This window comes from Terrabacter carboxydivorans, assembly GCF_039532035.1.
GTDB classification, from domain to species: Bacteria; Actinomycetota; Actinomycetes; order Actinomycetales; family Dermatophilaceae; genus Terrabacter; species Terrabacter carboxydivorans.
In genome coordinates this window covers 1-22,397 of record NZ_BAAARE010000032.1, presented here as the reverse complement: position 1 = coordinate 22,397, position 22,397 = coordinate 1, and the positions used below count along the sequence as shown (strand labels likewise).

The window sequence follows — 22,397 nt, the reverse complement described above, 5'->3', positions numbered from 1 at the left end:
CTCGTCTGCCACGACCTCCAGCGTGGCCGACGGGATGACGAGGGCCCGGCGGTTCGTGCTCCCGGGCCCTCGTCATGTCCGCGGGCGTCCCCCAGCGACCTGGGCCGAAAACCATTGGGCGGCAATGGGGCCCACCTGTCATCATCGAGCGGGCGCAACCTCAGACGCTGCACCCACCGACCACCTCATCCACCGACGAAGGACCAATGATGGCAACGGGACTCATCATCGAAGCGAAGCGCAGCCTGTGCCTCGCCGATATGGCCTACCCGTTCCCAGGGGAGTGCCACATCCGGCGCACCCAGCCGTGGAGTCCCCACCTGCGATCTCGCTGACGCGACGAGCCTGACCGGCTCCGTCCCTAGAGCCGCCCACCGGGATGACCCGGACGGGCGGCTCTTCTCGTGCCGCCCGTCACCGCCAGTGAACAGAGACGACGACGCGAGTCGCTCTGAGGGAGAGGAGGTTCGGCCATGACCCAGGTCGAGGTGTGGAACGCCGACGAGACGCTGCTGCACCGGGTCTCGGTGCAGCATGCCGTGCGGATGATCTGGCGTGGCGTCGCCACACCGGTCGAGGTGCACGCCACCGAGCGCTTCGACCCCTACCGGGTCCCGGTTGTCGTCCGGCTCGTGCGCTACGTGGAGCAGAAGTGGCTCTACTCGCGCACGCGGGCGACCTACTCCCGTGAGGGCGTCCTGCTCCGTGACCGCGGGCAGTGTGCCTACTGCGGACGGTTCACCGCGACGACCATGGACCACGTCCTTCCGCGCTCACGGGGCGGCGCGACGTCGTGGGCCAACGCGGTCGCGGCCTGCGAGCCGTGCAACGCCCGCAAGGGTGACCGCACCCCCGACGAGGCACGGATGCCCCTGCGGTGGGACCCCTACGTCCCCAGCCGGGTGCAGCTGCACTTCGCCCGCGCCACGACTCCCACGCCACCCACCACGCCCACCACGCCCACCACGCCCACCACGCCCACCACGCCCACCACGCCCACCACGCCCACCACGCCCACCACCAGCGTCACCCGGAAGGAGTCCGACCCATGACCAGGAACCGCACCCCCGTGCGCACGCAGTCCCTCGCCCAGGTGGGGGTCCGGCCTGCGGCCCGCACGGGTCAGGGGCTCGACGCCTGGATCTTCCGCGCCGCGTCCGAGCACCCGTTCGAGCTCGACGGCGCCGTGCCGAGCTGCGCAGCCCACGACCCGGAGCTGTTCTGGCCGGCCACCGAGGGCGCGGCGGAGCGGGCCAAGGCGGTGTGCGCGACGTGCCCCCTCGTCGAGGTCTGCCTCGCCGTGGCGAAGCGTCGTCTCGAGTGGGGCGTCTGGGGCGGCGAGCTGCTCGCCAAGGGTCGTCCCACCACGGACCTCCCGGGCAACGTGCGCCCGTCCCCGCACGACAGCGCGCGCAGCGCCTGAGAACGAGGGCGTATGCCGGGTGGCCGGCTCCCAGCGAGTCCGCGCCACCCGGCATACGCGGCGCCCTGACTGCTGTCGTAGGTCCTGGCTAGTGTCCTGACATGTTGATCGATCCGTCACGGCCAGAGGTCTCGTACGTACTGGGCCTGCTGCATACGGACGGCTGGCACTCTGGGCGCATCGATGCCAAGGGAAAGGTCGGGATCGAGCTGCATCAACGGGACGTCGAGGTTCTTCGGCAGGTCCGTGATGTGATCCCATGTCGGACGTCCCTGGTGCGACGGCAGCGAAGCACCAACTTTGCCGATGACTACGTCAGCTACACGCTGCAGTTCTTCGACCAGGCCATTCGCGCCGAGCTGGCCGCACTGGGCATGCCCCCTGGCCGCAAGGCGTACGACCTGTCGCCGCCAGCCGGCGTCGGACTCGTCGTTCGGGATTACCTCCGTGGCGTGCTCGATGGTGACGGCTCGCTGGGGTTCACACGTACGGGAATGCCGTTCGTCAGCCTGGTCACCGCTTCGGAGCAGCTCGCGCAGTTCTTCGAAAGGCAGATCTGGGAGGTGTGTGGAGTTCGACGCTCAACGCGTCGTAACTCACGAGATCGAGTGTTCAACGTGATGGTGTCGAACGAGGCCGCCGCCCTGTTAGCAGCCCACTGCTGGGCAACACAAGACTGGCCCGCGATGCCTAGAAAGGCTGAGGCCGCGGCCGATGTCGCGGCATGGGTACCTCTCGCAGGGCGCGCCTGCCGCTATGACGTGGTCCGGAAACCATGGACGCCGGCCGAGGACGCCGTCGTGCTCAGTCAGCCCCTCGCAGAGTCCGGCGAGGTGCTGGGTCGGACCCTGAAGTCGGTCACCGTCCGCAGATGGCGTCTGCGGAACAGCGTCACCAGCGGATGGGGGAGCCCCCGGCCACCTTGAGAGGGCCGGGGGCTCGTCCGTCAGGGGCTTCGTCAGATGCTGCGGACCGCGAGGGCGACGTTGTGACCGCCGAAGCCGAACGAGTTGTTCAGCGCCGCGATGTCCCCGTCGGGGAGCTTCTGGTGCTCGCCGGTGACGACGTTGAGCGCGATCTCGGGGTCCTGCTCGTCGAGGTTGATCGTGGCCGGCACGAGCCGGTTGTAGATCGACTGGATCGTCACGACCGCCTCGAGCGCTCCGGCGGCACCCAGCAGGTGGCCGGTCATGGACTTCGTGGCCGTCACCGTCAGGTTGTCGGTGTGGTCGCCGAAGGCGCGCTTGATCGCGTTGTACTCGGCCACGTCACCCACCGGGGTCGAGGTGGCGTGCGCGTTGATGTGGATGATGTCGGTCGGCGACAGGTCTGCCCGCTCGACGGCATACAGCATGGCCCGCGACGCCCCGGAGCCGTTGGGCTCGGGCGCCGTGATGTGGTGGGCGTCGGCCGACATGCCGACGCTCGCGAGCTCGGCGTAGATGCGCGCGCCACGGGCGCGGGCGTGCTCCTCGGACTCGAGGACGATGACGGCGGCGCCCTCGCCGAGGACGAAGCCGTCACGGCCGGTGTCGTAGGGGCGCGAGGCCCGCTCCGGGTCGTCGTTGCGGGTCGAGAGGGCCTGCATCGCAGCGAAGCCAGCGATCGGCAGCGGGTGGACCGCGGCCTCGGTGCCACCGGCGACGACGACGTCGGCGCGACCCGTGCGGATCATGTCGATGGCGTAGCCCATGCTCTCGGCGCCGGAGGCGCAGGCGCTGACGGTCGTGTGGGCGCCGGCACGGGCGCCGAGGTCGAGGGAGACAGCGGCTGCCGGACCGTTCGGCATGAGCATCGGGACGGCCAGCGGGTAGACGCGGCGCGGCCCCTTCTCGCGCAGGTTGTCCCACTGGTCGAGCAGGGTCCAGACGCCGCCGATGCCGGACCCGATGGCCGCGCCGAGACGCTCCGGGTCGACCTCGGGCTTGCCGGCGTCGGCCCAGGCCTCGCGGGCGGCGATGAGGGCGTACTGGCTCGAGGGGTCGAGGCGGCGCGTCTCGACCTTGGTGAGGACCTCCCCGGGCGGCGTGGCGATCGTCGCCGCGAACGTCACGGGGAGCTCGTACTTGGCGACCCAGTCGAACTCCATGGGGCGGGCGCCGGACCGGCCGGCGAGCAGGGCCTCCCACGTCTCCGGGGCGGTTCCGCCCAAGGGCGTGGTGGCGCCGAGACCGGTGACCACGACGCGTCGGTCGCGATTGGACGTCATGGTGACGTGCTCCTCTGGGTCGAGTGGGGTGAGGTCGTGCGAGGGGTCGAGCGGGGCGCTGGACCTTCAGTGGATGCAGCAGGTGCAGCAGGTGCAGCAGGTGCAGCAGGTGCAGCGGGGTGTTGCGGCGCGGTCGGCGCCCGGACGAGCCGGGCGCCGACCGGGCGGGTCAGGACTGCGCGCCGGCGATGAAGGTGACGGCGTCGCGGACGGTCTTGAGGTTCTTGACCTCGCTGTCCGGGATGCGCACGCCGAACTTCTCCTCGGCGTTGACGACGATCGTCATCATCGAGAGGGAGTCGATGTCGAGGTCCTCGGTGAAGGACTTGTCCATCTCGACGGACGCGGTGTCGAGGCCGGTCTCCTCGTTGACGATCTCGGCAAGACCCTCGAGGATCTCCTGCTCGGACTGAGCCATCTGTCTACTCCTTGGTGTGTGGTGCCTGGTGGTTGTCGTTCCGTGGCCCGAAATGACCCGTCGGGACCGGCGGGAGCGTGGGGACTGCCCGTGCCGGGTGTGCTCAGGGCAGCACGACGACCTGCGCGGCATACACGAGGCCGGCACCGAAGCCGATCTGGAGCGCGAGGCCGCCGCTGGGGATCTCCTTCTCGGCGAGCATGCGTGTCGTCGCGATCGGGATGGAGGCCGCCGAGGTGTTGGCGGTCGTGACGATGTCACGGGCCACCGGGATGTCGGCGGGCAGCTTGAGCTGCTTGACCATCGCGTCGATGATGCGGATGTTGGCCTGGTGCGGGATGAAGGCGTCGAGGTCGTCGGCCTTGATGCCGGCCTTGTCGATGGCCTGCTGCGCGACCGGGGCCATGCCCCAGACAGCCCAGCGGAACACCGTCTGTCCGGCCATGCCGATGGCGGGCCACACGTTCTTGTCGGCCTGCGCGGACTGCCACGACTCGCGCACGTCGGTCCAGGCCTGCTTCTGGGTGATGGCGTCGCGCTGCGTGCCGTCGGAGCCCCAGACGGTCGGGCCGATGCCGGGGGTGTCGCTGGGACCGACGATGCAGGCGCCCGCCCCGTCGCCGAAGATGAAGGCGCTGCCCCGGTCGTAGGGGTCGGTGAAGTCGCTGAGCTTCTCGACGCCGACGACGAGGACGTAGTCGGCCGAGCCGCCCTTGACCATGTCGCTCGCCATGGCCACGCCGTAGCAGTAGCCGGCGCAGGCGGCGGAGATGTCGAGGGCCGGGGCCGTGGAGCCGAGCCGCGACGCGAGCTCCGGCGCGGCAGCGGGCGTCTGGTACGGGTGCGTGACCGTGGCGACGAGGACGAAGCCGATCTGCTCCGGCGCGATGCCGGCGTGCTCGAGGGCCTGGCGGGAGGCCGCCTCCGCCATGTCGATGACGCTCTCGTCGTCGGCGGCGAAGTGGCGGCTGATGATGCCGGACCGTTCGCGGATCCACTCGTCGCTCGAGTCGATCTTGTCGACGATCTCGGAGTTCATGACGACGCGGGCCGGGCGGTAGGCGCCGACGCCGAGGATCCGCGAGTGGCGCGCGGCGCCGTTGTCGACGAGGGTGCCGGTGCCCTTGGGCGTCGGCGCGGTGGCGCTGGGGGATGTCACGTGAGGCCTTCTCGAGGGTGAGGGTTCAGGTGGGTCAGAGGGTGCTGTGACGGACGCCGGGGCGGTCCGGTGACGGGATCTCCGTCGCCGGTTGGCGGCCTCCTCATGAGCGTGCCCCTCTCGGGGGCGCCGCGCCAGTCATGGTCCGTCACGGGGACGCGTGGGCCCCGATGAGGGTCCGGGCGGCCTCGAGGTCGTCGGGGGTCTTGACGGCGAGGGTCTCGACGCCGGGCATGGCCCGCTTGGCCAGACCCACGAGGGTGCCGGCGGGTGCCAGCTCGAGCAGGCCGGTCACGCCGAGCGCGAGCATGGTCTCCATGCACCGGTCCCAGCGCACCGGGTTGCTGACCTGGCGCACGAGGCGGTCGAGCGCGTCGGGGCCGTCGGCCACGCTGGCGCCATCGGCGTTGGACAGCAGTCGCAGCGTCGGCGCGGACGGGGTGACGTCGGCCGCAGCGGCAGCAAGGGCGTCGACCGCCGGCGCCATGTGCGTGGTGTGGAAGGCGCCCGCGACCTGGAGCGGGATGACCCGCGCCTTGGCCGGGGCGGCGTCGCGCAGCGCCGCGACCTGCTCGAGCGTGCCGGCGGCCACGACCTGGCCGGCGCCGTTGATGTTGGCGGGCGTCAGGCCGTGGGCCTCGAGGGCGGCCAGCACCTCGTCGGGGTCACCGCCGAGCACGGCGGCCATGCCGGTCGGGGTGACCGCACTGGCCTGCGCCATGGCGCGGCCACGGGTCGCGACGAGCGAGATGGCCTGCTCGTCGGTGACGACGCCGGCGAGCGCGGTGGCCGTGAGCTCGCCCACCGAGTGCCCGGCGAGGACGGCGCCCGTGGCGGCCAGGTCCTGGCGCGCCGGGAAGAGGGCCGAGGCGGTGACCAGCCCGGCGGCCACGATGAGCGGCTGGGCGACGGCGGTGTCCTTGATGGTGTCGGCGTCGGACTCGGTGCCGTGCGCGACGAGGTCGAGGTCGGCTGCTCGGCCGAGCGCGGTCAGCTGCTCGCGCACCCCGTCGAGCTCGAGCCAAGGGGTGAGGAAGCCGGGAGTCTGGGAGCCCTGTCCGGGGCACACGATCGCTAGCACGAGGTCAACCTTTCCCGGTTACCGGCGAGGACATCGCCACCGAATGTCACGAATTCGGCGTGGATAGTTTGGAGGTTTCCTCCAATGGACCTTGGGCCGCAGTGTCTGGGGAGGCTGTGCGTCGCTGACGGGGCTCCGCACGGGTCCGGCGTGCCTCGGAGGGGGCCGGACCAGCCGCGCTCGTGGCCGAAGCGGTGGCGGCGGCCGTCGTGGGTCCGGGAGTCGCAGCGAGCCGACCGAGGGCCAGGGCGATGCGTACGGTCCAGGCCTCGCGGGGCGAGGCGAGGTCGTAGCCGGTCACCTCCGAGATGCGCCCGAGCCGGTAGCGCACCGTGTTGGGATGCACGAAGAGGGCCCGTGCGCTCGCCTCGAGGGAGCCTCCCGTCTCGAGGTAGGCCGTGGCCGTCTGGAGCAGCGGGGCGTGGCTCGCTGCAGCGAGGGGGCGGTGAATGCGCTCGACGAGGATCCGCCGGGCCGGCGGGTCCCCGGCGAGTGCCCGCTCGGGCAGGACCACGTCGGACTCGAGGACTCGTGGGGCGTCGGGCCAGGCCGCCGCCGCGGCGAGACCGCTCAGGGCGGCACGGGCCGACCGGCCGGCGGCGAAGAGGTGCGGCACCGTCGGGCCGACGACGATCGGACCCGGTCCGAAGCAGTCGGCGACGTCCTCGACGACGCGGGTGGCCTCGCGCGTGCCGCCGAGGATCGCGATGAGGCGCGAGCGTTGGACGATCGCCAGCGCCTCGACGCGGTGCTGACGGACCGCCCTGCGCAGGTCGTCGACGGCCGGGACGGCGCCGCCGGGGACGGTGGGCGTGCTGCCGACGACGAAGGTGACGTCGGCGACGTCGCCCCATCCCAGGGCGCTCGCCCGCGACTGCATCGAGTCGTCCGCCTCGCCGCGGAGCACGGCGTCGACGACGAGCGCCTCGAGCCGGGCGTCCCACGCACCGCGCGCCTCAGCGGCGCCGGCGTAGACCTCGGCCGCCGCGAAGGCGATCTCGCGCGAGAAGCGCAGGACCGACTCGCGCAGCAGCTGCTCGTCGCCGGGACCGGCGAGGCTCTCGACCCGTGACTCGACGACGTCGACGACGGTGCGCACGAGGTCGAGGGTCTGGCGCAGGCTCACCGACCGGGTCAGCTCCTGAGGCGCGTTGGCGAAGATCGAGATGGCCGACGGCTGGTGGCTCTCCTCCTGGTGGAACCAGGCGATGAACTGCGAGATGCCGGCCTGCGCGACGAGGCCGACTTGCGAACGCTCCTCGGCCGAGAGCTCGCGGTACCAACGCAGGTGCTCATCCATGCGCTGGGAGGCGAGGGTGGACAGCTCTCCAGCGCTGCGCTCGACGGCGCGCGAGGTCGCCTCGCTCGGGTGCTGTCGCCGGCCGGTCACGGTGCCAGCCTAGGGCTGCCCAGCCATCGACTTTGTATGCCGTTCACAAACGACGTGTCGACGCGTGCGGTGAGCGTGTGGTGGCGACCCGGTCAGTGCGCCGAGAGCACCGCGGTGCGGCCGGCATACGTCCTCGGTCCCTCGAAGGTCGGGAGCGCGTCGGCGAGCTCGGGGGAGAAGGTGGCGAGGTAGCCGCGGGCGGCCTCGTGGTCGGCGAAGGTCGCACGGGTCTCGACGTCGCGGCGGCTGACGTGCGCGAAGTGGCGCCCCAGCACCTCGGCGGCGTTCTCGGACATGAACTGGGTGACGAGCGGCTCGCCGCCGGCCTCGCGGAGCAGGTCGGCCAGGTGCTCGCGGCCGTTGGTGGCGACGTGCAGCGTGCCGCCGTCGCGCAGGACCCGGCGCAGCTCCCGAACCGTGCCGTCGAGGTCGGGCACGTGGTAGAGCATCCAGGCGGCGACACCTCCGTCGAAGGACCCGTCGTCGAAGGGCAGGTCGTCGGCGGGCGCGACCTCGGCGGTGACGCCGAGGGCGCGCGTGGCCGCGACCATGGCGGGGGAGAGGTCGGTCGCGACGTAGTCGACGCCAGGTGCCTCCTCGAGGACCGACCGAGCGAACGCGCCTGTGCCGCAGCCGATCTCGATGATGCGGCTGGCCCGGGACGACACCACGAGGGTCCGGAGGACGTCGACGGGGGACACGCCCTCCGGCCCGGGGCCCCACACGCTCCGGCGCGTCTCGAGGCGCGCGGTGCTGCCGTACTGCTCGCCCATCTGGCGTCGGTCGGTCATCTCGTGCATCCCGGGACGCTACCGGGATCGCCGGTGACCCGATCCGCCACCGCGCCGGAACAGCTCGAGCAGACGCACCCGGTGCCCGGTGATGACCAGGGCCCGACGGTAGACCGTCGACGCGAGCCAGATGCTGCCGAGCCCGGCCAGCGCCGTGAGCAGCAGGGACAGGGCCAGCTGGTAGACGGGGACCTCACCCGACGCCCAGCGGATCGGCATCGTCAGCGGGGCCGTGAGCGGGAAGAGCGAGACGACGACGCTCCAGGCCGAGCTCGGGCTCCCGATGACGACGATGACGCCGAGCATGTAGCCGGCGATGATGAGCATCGTCACCGGCAGGACCGCGGTGCCGGCCTCGGTCACCTTGTCGACGAGCGCCCCGCCGGCGGCGTAGAGGAAGGCGAAGAGGCAGAAGCCCAGCACGAACCACGTGATCGCCAGGGCGAGGTCGGGCGCTGCTACGGCGGGCAGCCATGACGACCCCGTCACCGACGCCCCGACGAGGACCGGCACGGCCAGCACGAGCAGCTGGAGGGTCGCCACCGTCGCGACGGCGAGGACGGTTCCGACGAGGACCTGGCTCGGTCGCAGGACGGCCAGGAGCACCTCGGAGATGCGGCTGGCCTTCTCGGTCGCCACCGTCATCGAGATGACCTGCCCGCTGAAGAGGAGGGCGAGGTAGAGCACGAGCCCCACGGCATACCCGACGTTGGCCCGGCCCTGGTCCTGGGCGGAGGCGACGAAGACCTGCTCGGGCGGCCGCACGGAGTCGAGCCGCGCGACCTGCGCGTTCGTCAGGCCCAGGTCGGTCAGCACGCGCAGGGTCTCGATCCGGACGAGGGACTGGGCGACGATGCCCGGGAAGGGCCCTGCGGTCCGTTCGGCGACGTACATGCGCTCGCCCGCCAGCCCCACGGTCGCCTCGCCCCGCTGCACGGCGGACCTGACGCCGACCTCGTCCGTCCGCACGACGTAGGTCGTGCGGAAGTCGGCCGACCTGGCCGCCGACCCCAGGGCCGTGGTGAGCGCGACGGGCGCACGGCCGACGGTCGCGAGGGTGTAGGTGGGCGGGCCACCCGTGATGAGCCGCGGCACCACCACAGCGCCGATCGAGAGCAGCAGCAGCACGCCCGTCACGATCTTGAAGGTCTTGGACCGGAGCTGCTCGCGCAGGCCGCGACTGAGGACGAGCGACGTGCCGTGCCACCAGGTCATCGTGTCGTCCCTCCCCGACGGGCCTCGACGGGGCCGACCGGCTCCGCGCCACGCGCGGTGCTCACGCGAGACGAGCCGACCAACCCGTCCGACCCGGCCGACGCTTCGGAGCCGACGGACTCGAGGAAGAGCTGCGAGAGGGACGGCAGGTCGAGGCCGAAGTCGTCCACCCGCCCGGCCGCCCGCGCGCCGTCGAGCACGTCGAGCGGGTCAGTGCCCGGCGGAATGGCGATCCGCACCTCGTCCGCCTCCTCGCTGACGACCGCGGCGCCCTGGAAGCGGTCGAGCCACCGTCGGTCGGGCGCGCGCACGTTGAGGCGCAGCTGGACGCCTGACGACGCCGCCCGCAGCCCGGCGAGCCGTCCGCGCAGGACGACGCGCCCCGCGTTGACGAGGACGATGTCCTCGCAGAGGTTCTGGACCAGGTCGAGCTGGTGGCTCGAGAAGAGGACGACGCACCCGGAGCGGGCGCGCTCGCGCAGGCTGTCGGACAGCTCGGCGACGGCGACCGGGTCCAGCCCCGCGAACGGCTCGTCGAGGACGATCACCCCCGGCGCGTGGACGAGGGCGGTGGCGAGCTGCAGCCGCTGCTGGAGGCCACCGGACAGCTTGTCGGTGCGCTGGTCCCAACGGTCCGTCAGGCCCAGCTCGTCGAGAAGCTCGCGCGCCCGTGCAGTGGTCTCCGGGCGGCTGAGCCCGTGCAGGCGGCCGAAGTAGACGACCTGGTCACCGACCTGCATGCCCGGGTAGAGGCCGCGCTCCTGCGGCATGTAGCCCCAGTGCTGCCGCGCCTCGCTGTCGACAGGCACCCCGTCGACGAGCACCTCGCCACGATCCGGGGTCAGCACGCCGAGCAGGATGCGCATCAGCGTGGTCTTGCCGGCCCCGTTTGGTCCGAGCAGACCGGTGAGGACGCCGGGGGAGATCTCGAGGTCGACGCCGTCGAGCGCCACCCGGTCGCCGTAGGAGTACGCCACGTCGCGGGCCGCCAGGGCCATGTCTCAACGCTAGCGCCGGGGGCGTGCGGCCACATCGGTTGCACCGGCGATGTGACGAACGGAGCCCGGCCGGAGCCCTTGCGGCGCCGGCCGAGCCGGCTGAGCCGGCTGAGCCGCCCGGCCCGACCGGGGAGGCCCGATGTGGACCACCCCGCAGCCCGACGCGGCTCTGCGGTCGCGTCAGTCGGTGCCGAACTCCATGGCGGCGCGGTCGAGCGCGTCGTCCTGCTCGTCGACGTCGGCGGCCGACGGGTTGGCCGAGATGGCCGCCGCGCCGCCGGGGGCGAGCTCGCCGACGAGCTCGTGCGCGTGGGCACCGAGCAGGCCCTGGGCGGCATACAGCTCGAGCTTGGCGCGCGAGTCGGCGATGTCGAGGTTGCGCATCGTCAGCTGGCCGATGCGGTCGACCGGCCCGAAGGCGGCGTCCTCGGTGCGCTCCATCGACAGCTTCTCGGGGTGGTAGCTGAAGGCGGGGCCGGACGTGTTGATGATCGACCAGTCGTCGCCGCGGCGCAGCCGGATGGTGACCTCGCCGGTGACGGCGGAGGCGACCCAGCGCTGGAGCGACTCGCGCACCATGAGCGACTGCGGGTCGAGCCAGCGGCCCTCGTAGAGAAGGCGGCCCAGCTTGCGGCCCTCGGCGTGGTAGTTGGCGATCGTGTCCTCGTTGTGGATCGCGTTGAGGAGCCGCTCGTAGGTGATGTGCAGCAGCGCCATGGCCGGGGCCTCGTAGATGCCGCGCGACTTCGCTTCGATGATGCGGTTCTCGATCTGGTCGCTCATGCCGAGGCCGTGACGGCCACCGATGCGGTTGGCGGCGTCGACGAGAGCCACGGCGTCGGCATACTCCTCGCCGTTGATCGCGACGGGACGCCCGCGCTCCCAGCGCACCGTGACGTCCTCGGTCTCGATGGCGACCGACGGGTCCCAGAACTTGACGCCCATGATCGGCTCGACGACCTCGATGGACTCGTCGAGGAACTCGAGCGTCTTGGCCTCGTGCGTCGCGCCCCAGATGTTCGCGTCGGTGGAGTACGCCTTCTCGGCGCTCGCGCGGTAGGGCAGCTCGCGGGCCGTCAGCCACTCGGACATCTCGTGCCGGCCACCGAGCTCGGTGACGAAGTCGGCGTCGAGCCACGGCTTGTAGATGCGCAGGCTCGGGTTGGCCATCAGGCCGTAGCGATAGAACCGCTCGATGTCGTTGCCCTTGAAGGTCGAGCCGTCGCCCCAGATCGAGACGCCGTCGTCCTGCATGGCGCGCACGAGCAGCGTGCCGGTGACGACGCGGCCCAGGGGAGTGGTGTTGAAGTAGGTCTTGCCGCCGCTGCGAATGTGGAACGCGCCGCACGCGATGGCCGACAGGCCCTCCTCGACGAGCGCGGTCTTGCAGTCGACGAGGCGGCTGATCTCGGCACCGTACTGGCCGGCGCGGCCGGGGACGGAGTCGATGTCGGGCTCGTCGTACTGCCCGAGGTCGGCCGTGTAGGTGCACGGCACGGCGCCCTTCTCACGCATCCAGGCAACAGCAACAGAGGTGTCGAGACCGCCCGAGAAGGCGATGCCGACACGCTCACCGACGGGCAGCGACGTGAGGACCTTGGACATGATGCAAGTATATGCACAGCGACGCATACCTATCCAATCGCGGTCCAGCCCCTCGCTCCCGTATGCCGTGCGTTTCGCGTGACCCCACGCTGACCCGCGTGCATGGCGTAGCCGCAAGCGCACGGCGTGACGGTCCTCCACACCCCCGACGCCGCGACGCCTCCGATCCACAGGGGCTGATGGGGGCGGCCGCCGGCCGGTGCTACTCCGGCACCGTGGCGCCATGGATCTTGAGCAGATCGCGCGAGACGGTGTCTTCTCGACAGCGGACGCGGCACTGGTCGGACTGGACTCGAACGCCCTGCGACGTCTGGTCCGGCAGGGGCGCTGCCTGCGGCTGACCCGCGGCTGGTTCGCGGTCCGAGACGGCGCCGTGGTCGAGCCGGAACGCCTGCACGTGCTCACGGCGCGGGCGCTCGGCCGCCAGTACGCCGGACGTGCCGCCGTGAGCCACCACTCGCGCCTGCTGCTCGCCGGTCTGCCGACGTATGCCGCAGACCTCCGCACCGTGCACCTGACCTCCGTCGTGGACCCCGTACGCGCCGACCGGGAGACCGGGGACGCCTACCGGCGCAACGCCACGGTGCGCCGTCCAGGGGTGGTGGTGCACGAGCCCCTCGCGGGACTGAGGCTCGCACCCGCGGACGAAAGGCCCGGAGGCGCACGGCCGGCGGTCCTGCCGGTGGCGGTGTCGCTGCTGCAGGCAGGTCTGGTTGCAGGACCCGAGGCGTTCCTCGTGCCGGCGGACGTCGCGGTGCGCCGCGGTTCTACGACGCCCGACGAGCTGTCGGACGTTTCCGGCCTCTTCCGCGGCCACACCGGGATCGGCCCTGTGCGGGCGGCGTTGCCGTGGGTCGACGCCAGGCACGAGTCGCCGGGCGAGACGCGGACCGCGCACCTGCTGCGCTCGCTCGGCTTCGCCCTCGAGCCGCAGGTCGAGATGGTCGTGGAGGGCCGCCTCTCCCGTCCGGACTTCCGCATCCGCGGCACCCGGGTCCTGGTCGAGTTCGACGGAGCCGTGAAGTACGGAGGCGACGGCCGGGCCCTGTTCGCGGAGAAGCAGCGGGAGGACGCGTTGCGCCGCGCGGGATGGGTCGTGGTCCGTGTCGTCTGGGCCGACCTGGCCCGACCCCAGGTGGTCCTGGCGCGAGTCCGGTCGGCCCTGGCCGCCGCGGCCTGACACACGCCCTGCGTTCGGCGTCGCTCGGGCCAGATCCATCAGCGTGGGGTGAAGACAAGCGCACGGGGTCACCGGCATTCGGAAACCGTCCGCAGGGGGACGACAAGCGCACGGCCTGGGTCGCGGCCGGGTAGACGTGTGGCCCGGCCCCTGGGCAGGGACCGGGCCACACGGCATACGTCAGCGGTCGAGCGTCAGCTCTCGCCACCCGCGTTGCCGGACGTGCCGGCGGTGACGTCGTCGAGGCGGTACTTCTCGGCGGCCCGACGCGGGACGTCGGCGTCGACCTTGCCGTCCTTGGCGAGCAGCTGCAGGGTGCGCACCGCGACCGACGGTCCGTCGATCTTGAAGAAGCGACGCGCCGCCGCACGGGTGTCGGAGAAGCCGAAGCCGTCCGCGCCGAGCGTCGCGTAGGTGCCGGGCACCCACTCGCGGATCTGGTCCTGGACGGCCCGCATGTAGTCGGACACGCCCACGACCGGGCCCTCGGTGCCCTCGAGGCACTGGGTGACCCACGGCTTGACGGGCGTCTCGCCGGGGTTGAGGAACTCGTGCTCGTCGGCGGCGAGGCCGTCGCGGCGCAGCTCGTTCCACGAGGTCACGGACCACACGTCGGCGGCCACACCCCAGTCGTCGGCGAGCAGCTGCTGCGCCTCGAGCGCCCACGGCACACCGACGCCCGAGCCGAGGATCTGCGCGCGCGGCGCCTCGTGCGTCCAGCCCTCGGTGTTGGCCGGCGCGATCTTGTGCATGCCGCGCAGGATGCCCTCGACATCGACGTCCTCGGGCTCCTTGGGCTGCTGGATCGGCTCGTTGTAGACGGTGAGGTAGTAGATGACGTTCGACTCCTCGGGAGTCTTGCCCTCGCCGTACATCCGCTTGAGGCCGTCCTGCACGATGTGCGCGATCTCGTAGCCGTAGGCCGGGTCGTAGTGCACGACGGCAGGGTTCGTCGAGGCGAGCAGCGGGCTGTGCCCGTCGGCGTGCTGGAGTCCCTCGCCGGTGAGCGTCGTGCGACCCGCCGTGGCGCCGATGAGGAAGCCGCGCGTCATCTGGTCGGCAGCCGCCCAGATCGAGTCGCCCGTGCGCTGGAAGCCGAACATCGAGTAGAAGACGTAGATCGGGATCATCGGCTTGCCGTGCGTCGCGTAGGACGTGCCGGCCGCCGTGAACGCCGCGAGCGAGCCGGCCTCGTTGATGCCGAGGTGCAGGATCTGCCCGCTGACGTTCTCGCGGTAGGCGAGCATCAGCTCGGCGTCGACCGGCGTGTAGTTCTGCCCGTTGGGGTTGTAGATCTTGATCGTGGGGAAGAACGCGTCCATGCCGAAGGTGCGCGCCTCGTCGGGAATGATCGGCACGATGCGCGGGCCGAACTCCTTGTCGCGCAGCAGGTCCTTGAGCAGGCGCACGAAGGCCATCGTCGTGGCGACCTCCTGCTTGCCCGAGCCCTTCTTGACCTGGGTGTAGGCCTCGTCGCCGGGCAGCTTGACCGGCTCGAAGTCGACGCGACGGCTCGGCAGCGTGCCACCGAGCTTCTGGCGACGGTCGATCGAGTACTTGATGACCTCGCTGTCGGCGCCGGGGTGGTAGTACGGCGGCTGGTAGGGGTTGGCCTCGAGCTGCTCGTCGGTGATCGGGATGCGGAGGCTGTCGCGGAAGGCCTTGAGGTCGTCCAGCGTCATCTTCTTCATCTGGTGCGTGGCGTTGCGGCCGGCGAAGTGCGACCCGAGGCTGTAGCCCTTGATCGTCTTGGCGAGGATGACGGTCGGCTGGCCGGTGTGCTCACGCGCCGCCTTGTAGGCCGCGTAGACCTTGCGGTAGTCGTGGCCGCCGCGCTTGAGGTCCCACCAGACCTGGTCGTCGCTCCAGCCCTCGACCATCTTGGCGGTGCGCGGGTCGCGCCCGAAGAAGTGGTCGCGGACGTACTTGCCGTCGTTGGCGCGGAAGGTCTGGTAGTCGCCGTCGCTCGTCTGGTTCATGACGTGGACGAGAGCGCCGTCGCGGTCGGCGGCGAGCAGCGGGTCCCACCCGCGGCCCCACACGACCTTGATGACGTTCCAGCCGGCGCCGCGGAAGAACGCCTCGAGCTCCTGGATGATCTTGCCGTTGCCGCGGACGGGTCCGTCGAGGCGCTGCAGGTTGCAGTTGATGACGAAGTTGAGGTTGTCCAGCTCCTCGTTGGCCGCCAGCTGGAGCAGGCCGCGCGACTCGGGCTCGTCCATCTCGCCGTCGCCGAGGAAGGCCCACACGTCCTGCTGGCTGGTGTCCTTGATGCCGCGGTTGTGGAGGTACTTGTTGAACTGCGCCTGGTAGATGGCGTTCATCGGGCCGATGCCCATCGACACCGTCGGGAACTCCCAGTAGCTGGGGAGCAGCCGCGGGTGCGGGTAGGACGGGACGGCCTCGACGTTGCCGTCGACGAGGTGGCTCTTCTCCTGGCGGAAGCCGTCGAGCTGCGCCTCGGTCAGGTGGCCCTCGAGGAAGCTGCGGGCGTACATGCCGGGGGAGGCGTGGCCCTGGAAGTAGACCTGGTCGCCGCCGCCGGGGTGGTCCTTGCCGCGGAAGAAGTGGTTCATGCCCACCTCGTAGAGCGTCGCGGCCGACGCGTACGTGGAGATGTGGCCACCGACTCCGATGCCCGGCCGCTGGGCGCGGTGCACCATGACCGCGGCGTTCCAGCGGATGTAGCGGCGCATCTCGCGCTCGACGTCCTCGTCGCCCGGGAACCACGGCTCGCGCTCCGGCGGGATCGTGTTGATGTAGTCGGTCGCCGTCAGGGACGGGACGCCGACCTGCTGCTGGCGCGCGCGCTCGATGAGCTTGAGCATGATGTAGCGCGCACGCGTCCGGCCCTTCTCGTCGAGGACGGCGTCGAGGGAGTCGATCCACTCCTGCGTCTCGTCCGGGTCGATGTCCGGGAGCTGACTGGGGATGCCGTTGAGGATCGGTCCGGCCTCGGATGCCACGTCGTGGGTCCTTTCTCGTCGCGAGGCGGCGCCCGCGGCCGGTCGGCCACGGCGCTGCACCACCCATCCTCTACCCAACCGTGGCGACCGTCACAACTGGGTCCGCCTCCTGGGGTGCGGCATCGCGTGCGCCGAGTCCTCCGCGGTGGTATGCCGTGGGCTCCCTCGCGCCGTCGGGCGCGGCGTGGGCGGTTGTCCCGGACGAACCCCACCTTGCGCGATAGCGTCGGAGCCGATGCACTGATGTCGTGGCACCAGCGCCACGACCGAAGCACGAGTGCACGACGATCGAGAGGACCGGTGACAGTGAGCGAGACCGCGGGAGCGGCGTCCTTCAGCAAGCTCGGATTTGCCAAGGGGCAGGTCATCCAGGAGTTCGGCTATGACGACGACGTCGACGACGACCTGCGGTTCGGGCTCGAGGACGTCATCGGGACCGAGCTCGAGGACGAGGACTTCAACGACGGCGCGGACGGGGTGCTGCTCTGGTACCGCGACGGCGACGACGACCTCGTCGACCTCATGGTCGACGGGTTGACGAAGCTCTTCGACCAGGGGTTCATCGTGCTGCTGACGCCCAAGGCCGGACGGGCCGGACATGTCGATGCCAGCGTCGTCGAGGAGGCGGCCTCGACGGCGGGCCTGACGACCGGCGGCCAGGTCAACGTGGCGGCCGAGTGGGCGGCGACGCGGCTCATGCCGCCGAAGGGCCCGCGCCGCTGACGGGTCGCGACCCCGCCACCGCGTCGGTCGCCTGTCGAGGGTGGAGCGAGCGGTGAGGTGGTGGTGTCACACTTGCCGCCATGACGAACGCGCACCCGACCGTGTCACCGGGCCAGGCGTCCGCCCCGTTGGGTGTCGGCGAGCTGGCACCGGACTTCACCCTCGTCGACCAGTACGGCGTCGATGTCAGCCTCTCAGCGGTGCGCGACCGCAAGAACGCCGTCGTCGTCTTCTACCCGGCGGCGTTCTCGGGCATCTGCCGTGGCGAGCTGCGCGAGATCCGCGACGGGCTCGAGGACTTCCAGGACGACGACATCCAGATCTTCGCGGTGTCTTGCGACTCGATGTACACGCTTCGGGCGTGGGCCGACGCCGAGGGCCACTTCTTCCCGCTCCTGTCCGACTTCTGGCCGCACGGCGAGGTGGCCCGGCGGTACGGCGTGCTCGACGACGAGGACGGCTTCGCGCTGCGGGGGACGTTTCTGCTCGACCGGTCGGGGCGCCTCGTCTGGTCCGAGGTCCGTGGCATCGGTCAGGGGCGCGACTTCCTGGCCTACCGGGAGGCGCTCGCGACGCTCCGCGCGAGCCAGCGCGATGCCGTAGGCTGACCGCCGCCTGCCGGTGACCCCGGACGGTGAGTGAGGGCCTGTAGCTCAGTTGGTAGAGCACCGCGTTTACACCGCGGGTGTCGTCGGTTCGAGCCCGGCCGGGCCCACGTGCACGATCCCGCCGACCTCGACACCGACCTGTCCCTGCGCGACGTCGTCGCGGCGCTGGAGTCGCTCTACCCCCTCGAGAGCGCTGCCGACTGGGACCGCGTCGGTCTCGTGGCGGGCGACCTCGACCAGCCGGTCCGCCGCATCCTCTTCGCGCTCGACCCGACGCTCGCCGTCATCGACGACGCGCGCGGGTGGGGCGCCGACCTGCTCGTGACGCATCACCCGCTGCTGCTGCGCGGGGTGCACTCGGTCGCGACCTCGTCGGCCAAGGGGGCCTCGGTCACCGCGCTCGTCCGCGCGGGAGTCGCCCTCTGGGTCGGGCACACGAACGCCGACGTGGCCGACCCCGGCGTCTCGACCGTGCTGGCCGACGCCCTGGGCCTGCGCGACCAGCGCCCGCTGTCCGTCGAGGGCGACCAGGCCCCCGGGCGGGTCGGCGAGCTCTCGTCGCCGGTCAGCCTGGCGGAGTTCGCCGACGTCGTGGCTACCGCGCTGCCGGCCACGGCGGGCGGGATCCGTGTCAGCGGTGACCCCGATGCCATGGTGAGCACCGTCGCGGTGATGGGCGGCTCGGGCGACGACCGCTTCGACGACGTGCGTGCGAGCGGCGCCGACGTCTTCGTCACCGCCGACCTGCGACACCACCCGGTCCTCGAGGCGCGCGAGGAGGCCCGCGGAGGGCCGCCCTACCTCGTCGACGCCGGACACTGGGCCACCGAGTCGCTGTGGCTGCAGAGCGGTCGTGAGCGACTGCTCTCGGCGCTGGGGGAGGCTCCCGGAGCCACTAGGGTCGAGACCAGAGTCTCAACCATCCGCACCGAGCCGTGGACGTTCGTCGTCGGTGCGAACGCCGCGCGGGACGACCGCGTGGCTCCCGAAACCGGAGGTGTGTCCTGAAAGCCGACCCGTCCCGCCAGTGGCGCCTGCTCGACCTGCAGGCCATCGACACGCGCCTCGACCAGATCAGGCACGCCAAGGCGACGCTGCCCCAGACCCCCGCGGTCGAGGCGGCCCGCCGCGAGCTCGGTGCGCTCGAGACGGACATCGTCAACGCCCGCACGTCGGCCGGTGACGTCCAGCGCGAGCTGACGAAGTCGGACCAGGACGTCCAGCTCGTGCGCGACCGCGCGGCCCGCAACCAGCAGCGCCTCGACGCCGGTCAGGGCAGCGCCAAGGACCTGCAGGCCCTCCAGCACGAGCTGACCTCGCTCGCCCGGCGCCAGGCCGAGCTCGAGGAGGTCGAGCTCGAGGTGATGGAGCGGTCCGAGTCCCTCGCGGCACGCGTCACCGACCTCGAGGCCCGCCGCGCCGAGCTCCTCACGCGCGTCGAGGCCCTCGAGTCCGAGCGCGACGCAGCCGTCACCACGCTCGACGCCGAGGCCGAGAAGGTCGCCGCCGGGCGCGCCGACATCGTCGCCGGGGTCGGTGACGACCTGGTGGCGCTTTACGAGAAGATCCGGGCGAGCAGCGGCGGCCTGGCAGCCGCCGAGCTGCGCCACCGTCGCTGCGGCGGCTGCCGGCTCGAGCTCGGCAACGTCGACCTCTCCCGCATCCGCAACGCCCCGGAGGACGAGGTCGTGCGCTGCGAGGAGTGCCGCCGCATCATGATCCGGACGGGCGAGTCCGGCCTGTGAGCGGTCGGTGATGCCGGCCTCCCGGGGGTCGGGTCGCCGACTCGTCATCGAGGCCGACGGCGGCTCCCGGGGCAACCCCGGTGTCGCCGGCTACGGCGCGCTCGTGCGGGACCCCACGACGGGCTCGGTCCTCGTCGAGCTGGCCGAGCCCCTGGGCCAGGCGAGCAACAACGTCGCCGAGTACTCCGGCCTGCTCGCCGGGCTGCGTGCGGTCATCGACCTCGACCCCGGGGCGAGCGTCCGCGTCAGGATGGACTCCAAGCTCGTCGTCGAGCAGATGTCGGGCCGCTGGAAGATCAAGCACGAGGACATGCGCCGTCTCGCCCTCGAGGCCCGCGACCTCTGCGCGGAGATCTCCGACGCCGGCGGCAGCGTCGACTTCGAGTGGATCCCGCGCGAGAAGAACAAGGACGCCGACGCCCTCAGCAACGACGCGATGGACGGCAAGAGCGTGCACCGCATCCTCACTCAGGCGGAGGGTGAGCCGGACGGCCAGGACGCCGACGACCTTGCGCCAGAAGCGGTTTCGGCCAGCGCCTTCCCGGAGGGTGTGCGGCCGCTGCGGCTGCTGCTCGTCCAGGCTCCCCTCCACGCCGCGGTGACCCCGCGCGTCGTCACCGCCGTCCGGGGGCTCGTCCCGTCCGGCGCGGCCGTGGTCGGGGCCGGCGACGCCCTCGCCGAGAAGGTCGCCTCCGACCTCGCCGACGCCCTCGGGGTGCACGCCGAGATCGCCGACGCCTGGTCCGGCCAGGCACCCGGAGACGGCGCCGACGCGAGGGTGCGCACGGCATACCACTCGCTCGTGGCGACGGGCGGCACCGTCGTCGCCGTGACGAGCCGGCGCGGCGTGCTCTCGGTGCTGAGCGAGGTGCTCGGCACCCCCGTGGAGCGCTTCTGGGCCCTGGCCACCGCGCCGGGCAGCCTGACCGCCGTCGAGGTCTGGGAGGACGGTTCGGCGTCGGTGGCTTTCACCAATCGGACTGCTCATCTCGCCTGACGGACGCTGTGCGATATTCGGTCCATGAGCTATGCCGGTGACGTGACCCCCGAGCAGGCCTGGTCGGTCCTGCGCGACGAGCCCGGTGCGGTGCTCGTCGACGTGCGCACGAGGGCCGAGTGGTTCTACGTCGGACTGCCGGACCTCAGTGCTGCCGGCAAGGACGTCGTCCTCGTCGAGTGGCAGCGCTTCCCGGACGGTGCGGTCAACGCCGGCTTCACCGCCGACCTCGCGGCGGCAGGCGTGCCCAAGGACGCCCCCGTCTACTTCCTCTGCCGTTCCGGGGTGCGCTCCGTCGCCGCGGCCGAGGCCGCGACCCGTGAGGGCTGGACGCGCTCGCACAACATCCTCGACGGTTTCGAGGGCCCGCACGACGAGCAGCGGCACCGCTCGGTCTCGGGCTGGAAGGTCGCGGGGCTGCCGTGGGTGCAGGGATGAGCGGCGGCGACGTGAACGACCCGACCGCGACCTGGCGTCCCGACACCCTCGCGGTGCGGGCCGGGCTGTCCCGCAGTGGTTTCGAGGAGACGTCCGAGGCGATCTACCTGACCTCCGGCTTCGTCTACGACACGGCCGAGGACGCCGAGGCGGCCTTCAAGGGCGACGTCGACCGCTTCGTCTACTCCCGCTACGGCAACCCCACTGTCACGATGTTCGAGGAGCGGCTGCGCCAGATCGAGGGCGCCGAGGCGTGCTTCGCCACCGGGTCGGGCATGTCTGCCGTCTTTGTCGCCCTCGCAGCCCTCCTCGGGCAGGGCGACCGCGTCGTGTCCTCGCGCGCCCTCTTCGGCTCGTGCTTCGTCATCCTCGACGAGATCCTTCCGCGCTGGGGCGTCGAGACCGTCTTCGTCGACGGGGCCGACCTCGACCAGTGGCGCGAGGCGCTCTCCGAGCCCACCACCGCCGTCTTCTTCGAGACGCCGAGCAACCCGATGCAGGAGCTCGTCGACATCGCGGCGGTCACCGAGCTGGCGCACGCCGCCGGCGCGAAGGTCGTCGTCGACAACGTCTTCGGCACGCCCGTCTTCTCCAAGCCGCTCGACTTCGGCGCCGACATCGTCGTCTACTCCGCCACCAAGCACATCGACGGACAGGGCCGCACGCTCGGCGGCGCTGTGCTCGGGCCCAAGGAGTTCATCGACGGCCCGGTGCAGAACCTCATGCGCCACACCGGCCCGTCGATGTCGCCCTTCAACGCCTGGGTGCTGCTCAAGGGCCTCGAGACGCTGTCGCTGCGCGTCGAGCGGATGGCCGCCAGTGCGCTGGAGGTGGCTCGCTTCCTCGAGTCGCACCCGAGCGTCAAGCGCGTCGTGCACCCGTTCCTCGAGTCGCACCCGCAGCACGAGCTCGCCAAGCGGCAGATGCGTGCGGCGGGCACCGTAGTGACCTTCGAGCTCGACGGCGGCAAGGACGAGGCCTTCGCCCTCATGAACGCGCTGCAGGTCATCGACATCTCCAACAACCTCGGCGACTCCAAGTCGCTCATCACCCACCCGGCGACGACGACGCACCGCCGCCTCGCCCCCGAGGCCCGGGCGGCGGTCGGCATCACCGACGGCGTCCTGCGGGTCTCGGTCGGGCTGGAGGACGTGCGCGACCTCGTCGACGACCTGCGCCGCGCCCTGGGCTGAAAGTTCCTCGCAGCCGTTGGTTCGAGGTGATGGCGCCAGCGACGTGGCGTGTGTCCTGTGAAGGGACATTCCTGTCAAGGGTGAAGGGTCATGCCTGACAGTCAGGGTTGGTGACTCGGTGGTAGGTCCGGTTGCCTGGCGTGTGGTCGATGCGGGTTTCGGGGTCCAGGCGAACGTGTGCGATGAGCTGGTCATCGTGGAACAGGACGGCGTGGTTGAGGTCGATCAGGTAGTCGATCTTGGCGCCGGCCCACGCAG

The 22,397-nt window shown here is 71.4% G+C and carries 21 protein-coding genes and 1 tRNA gene; 12 read left to right on the top strand and 10 right to left on the bottom strand.

Annotated features, from left to right (window positions below):
• Positions 1 to 473: 473 nt before the first annotated feature.
• The 3 genes from ABD297_RS22035 (at position 474) to ABD297_RS22025 (ending at position 2,349) form a co-directional block, all read left to right on the top strand.
• Positions 474 to 1,052 (top strand): HNH endonuclease, encoded by a 579-nt coding sequence (locus ABD297_RS22035; RefSeq protein ID WP_344257278.1) that lies wholly within the window; start codon positions 474 to 476, stop codon positions 1,050 to 1,052.
• Positions 1,049 to 1,423 carry a WhiB family transcriptional regulator gene (locus ABD297_RS22030; RefSeq protein WP_344257277.1) on the top strand — a complete coding sequence of 125 codons (375 nt, stop codon included), beginning with the start codon at positions 1,049 to 1,051 and terminating at the stop codon, positions 1,421 to 1,423. The genes ABD297_RS22035 and ABD297_RS22030 overlap by 4 nt, the downstream gene beginning before the upstream one ends.
• 101 nt (positions 1,424 to 1,524) lie before the next feature.
• Positions 1,525 to 2,349, top strand: a complete 825-nt coding sequence (locus ABD297_RS22025) for an LAGLIDADG family homing endonuclease (protein WP_344257276.1) — start codon at positions 1,525 to 1,527, stop codon at positions 2,347 to 2,349.
• Between the two features lie 32 nt (positions 2,350 to 2,381).
• Here the strand turns inward: ABD297_RS22025 and fabF are convergent, their stop codons facing one another.
• From fabF to argG, 9 genes are all read right to left on the bottom strand, one after another.
• Positions 2,382 to 3,632, bottom strand: a complete 1,251-nt coding sequence (fabF, locus tag ABD297_RS22020) for a beta-ketoacyl-ACP synthase II (protein WP_344257275.1) — start codon at positions 3,630 to 3,632, stop codon at positions 2,382 to 2,384.
• Between the two features lie 169 nt (positions 3,633 to 3,801).
• A complete protein-coding gene (locus tag ABD297_RS22015) occupies positions 3,802 to 4,050 on the bottom strand; it encodes an acyl carrier protein (RefSeq protein ID WP_020145270.1) in 249 nt (82 codons plus the stop codon).
• A gap of 103 nt (positions 4,051 to 4,153) precedes the next feature.
• Entirely contained in the window at positions 4,154 to 5,209 is a 1,056-nt protein-coding gene (locus tag ABD297_RS22010; RefSeq protein WP_344257274.1) for a beta-ketoacyl-ACP synthase III, read from the bottom strand.
• Positions 5,210 to 5,357: 148 nt separating this feature from the next.
• On the bottom strand, positions 5,358 to 6,290 hold the full coding sequence (locus ABD297_RS22005; RefSeq protein ID WP_344257273.1) for an ACP S-malonyltransferase: 933 nt from the start codon (positions 6,288 to 6,290) through the stop codon (positions 5,358 to 5,360).
• A 46-nt stretch (positions 6,291 to 6,336) separates the two neighbouring features.
• Positions 6,337 to 7,680 carry a PucR family transcriptional regulator gene (locus ABD297_RS22000; RefSeq protein ID WP_344257272.1) on the bottom strand — a complete coding sequence of 448 codons (1,344 nt, stop codon included), beginning with the start codon at positions 7,678 to 7,680 and terminating at the stop codon, positions 6,337 to 6,339.
• A gap of 92 nt (positions 7,681 to 7,772) precedes the next feature.
• Complete coding sequence (locus ABD297_RS21995) at positions 7,773 to 8,480, bottom strand: class I SAM-dependent methyltransferase (protein WP_344257271.1); 708 nt, start codon at positions 8,478 to 8,480, stop codon at positions 7,773 to 7,775.
• Between the two features lie 9 nt (positions 8,481 to 8,489).
• Positions 8,490 to 9,686, bottom strand: a complete 1,197-nt coding sequence (locus ABD297_RS21990) for an ABC transporter permease (protein ID WP_344257270.1) — start codon at positions 9,684 to 9,686, stop codon at positions 8,490 to 8,492.
• Positions 9,683 to 10,684 (bottom strand): ABC transporter ATP-binding protein, encoded by a 1,002-nt coding sequence (locus tag ABD297_RS21985; protein WP_344257269.1) that lies wholly within the window; start codon positions 10,682 to 10,684, stop codon positions 9,683 to 9,685. Before ABD297_RS21985 ends, ABD297_RS21990 begins: the two co-directional genes overlap by 4 nt.
• A 180-nt stretch (positions 10,685 to 10,864) precedes the next feature.
• Positions 10,865 to 12,289 (bottom strand): argininosuccinate synthase, encoded by a 1,425-nt coding sequence (gene argG / locus ABD297_RS21980; RefSeq protein WP_344257268.1) that lies wholly within the window; start codon positions 12,287 to 12,289, stop codon positions 10,865 to 10,867.
• A gap of 223 nt (positions 12,290 to 12,512) precedes the next feature.
• Here argG and ABD297_RS21975 point away from each other — a divergent pair, with 223 nt between their 5' ends.
• The gene (locus ABD297_RS21975; RefSeq protein WP_344257267.1) at positions 12,513 to 13,469 is read left to right on the top strand and encodes a type IV toxin-antitoxin system AbiEi family antitoxin domain-containing protein; all 957 of its coding nucleotides are present in this window, start codon (positions 12,513 to 12,515) and stop codon (positions 13,467 to 13,469) included.
• 194 nt (positions 13,470 to 13,663) lie between these two features.
• Here the strand turns inward: ABD297_RS21975 and aceE are convergent, their stop codons facing one another.
• Positions 13,664 to 16,435, bottom strand: coding sequence for a pyruvate dehydrogenase (acetyl-transferring), homodimeric type (gene aceE / locus ABD297_RS21970; protein ID WP_344257266.1), 2,772 nt, complete (start codon positions 16,433 to 16,435; stop codon positions 13,664 to 13,666).
• Positions 16,436 to 16,741: 306 nt separating this feature from the next.
• Here aceE and ABD297_RS21965 point away from each other — a divergent pair, with 306 nt between their 5' ends.
• The 8 genes from ABD297_RS21965 (at position 16,742) to ABD297_RS21930 (ending at position 22,139) form a co-directional block, all read left to right on the top strand.
• Positions 16,742 to 17,158 (top strand): DUF3052 family protein, encoded by a 417-nt coding sequence (locus tag ABD297_RS21965; protein ID WP_142177571.1) that lies wholly within the window; start codon positions 16,742 to 16,744, stop codon positions 17,156 to 17,158.
• Between the two features lie 80 nt (positions 17,159 to 17,238).
• Positions 17,239 to 17,766 (top strand): peroxiredoxin, encoded by a 528-nt coding sequence (locus ABD297_RS21960; protein ID WP_344257265.1) that lies wholly within the window; start codon positions 17,239 to 17,241, stop codon positions 17,764 to 17,766.
• Positions 17,767 to 17,800: 34 nt separating this feature from the next.
• A tRNA-Val gene (locus ABD297_RS21955) sits at positions 17,801 to 17,873 on the top strand.
• 1 nt (position 17,874) lies between these two features.
• Positions 17,875 to 18,774: a Nif3-like dinuclear metal center hexameric protein gene (locus ABD297_RS21950; RefSeq protein WP_344257264.1), complete on the top strand. Its 900-nt coding sequence runs from the start codon at positions 17,875 to 17,877 to the stop codon at positions 18,772 to 18,774.
• Positions 18,702 to 19,511 carry a zinc ribbon domain-containing protein gene (locus ABD297_RS21945; RefSeq protein WP_344257263.1) on the top strand — a complete coding sequence of 270 codons (810 nt, stop codon included), beginning with the start codon at positions 18,702 to 18,704 and terminating at the stop codon, positions 19,509 to 19,511. Before ABD297_RS21950 ends, ABD297_RS21945 begins: the two co-directional genes overlap by 73 nt.
• Positions 19,512 to 19,521: 10 nt before the next feature.
• Positions 19,522 to 20,508: a reverse transcriptase-like protein gene (locus ABD297_RS21940; protein ID WP_344257262.1), complete on the top strand. Its 987-nt coding sequence runs from the start codon at positions 19,522 to 19,524 to the stop codon at positions 20,506 to 20,508.
• Positions 20,509 to 20,532: 24 nt separating this feature from the next.
• Complete coding sequence (locus tag ABD297_RS21935) at positions 20,533 to 20,946, top strand: rhodanese-like domain-containing protein (protein WP_344257261.1); 414 nt, start codon at positions 20,533 to 20,535, stop codon at positions 20,944 to 20,946.
• Entirely contained in the window at positions 20,943 to 22,139 is a 1,197-nt protein-coding gene (locus ABD297_RS21930; RefSeq protein ID WP_344257260.1) for an O-succinylhomoserine sulfhydrylase, read from the top strand. Before ABD297_RS21935 ends, ABD297_RS21930 begins: the two co-directional genes overlap by 4 nt.
• The last annotated feature ends 258 nt before the right edge of the window (positions 22,140 to 22,397 follow it).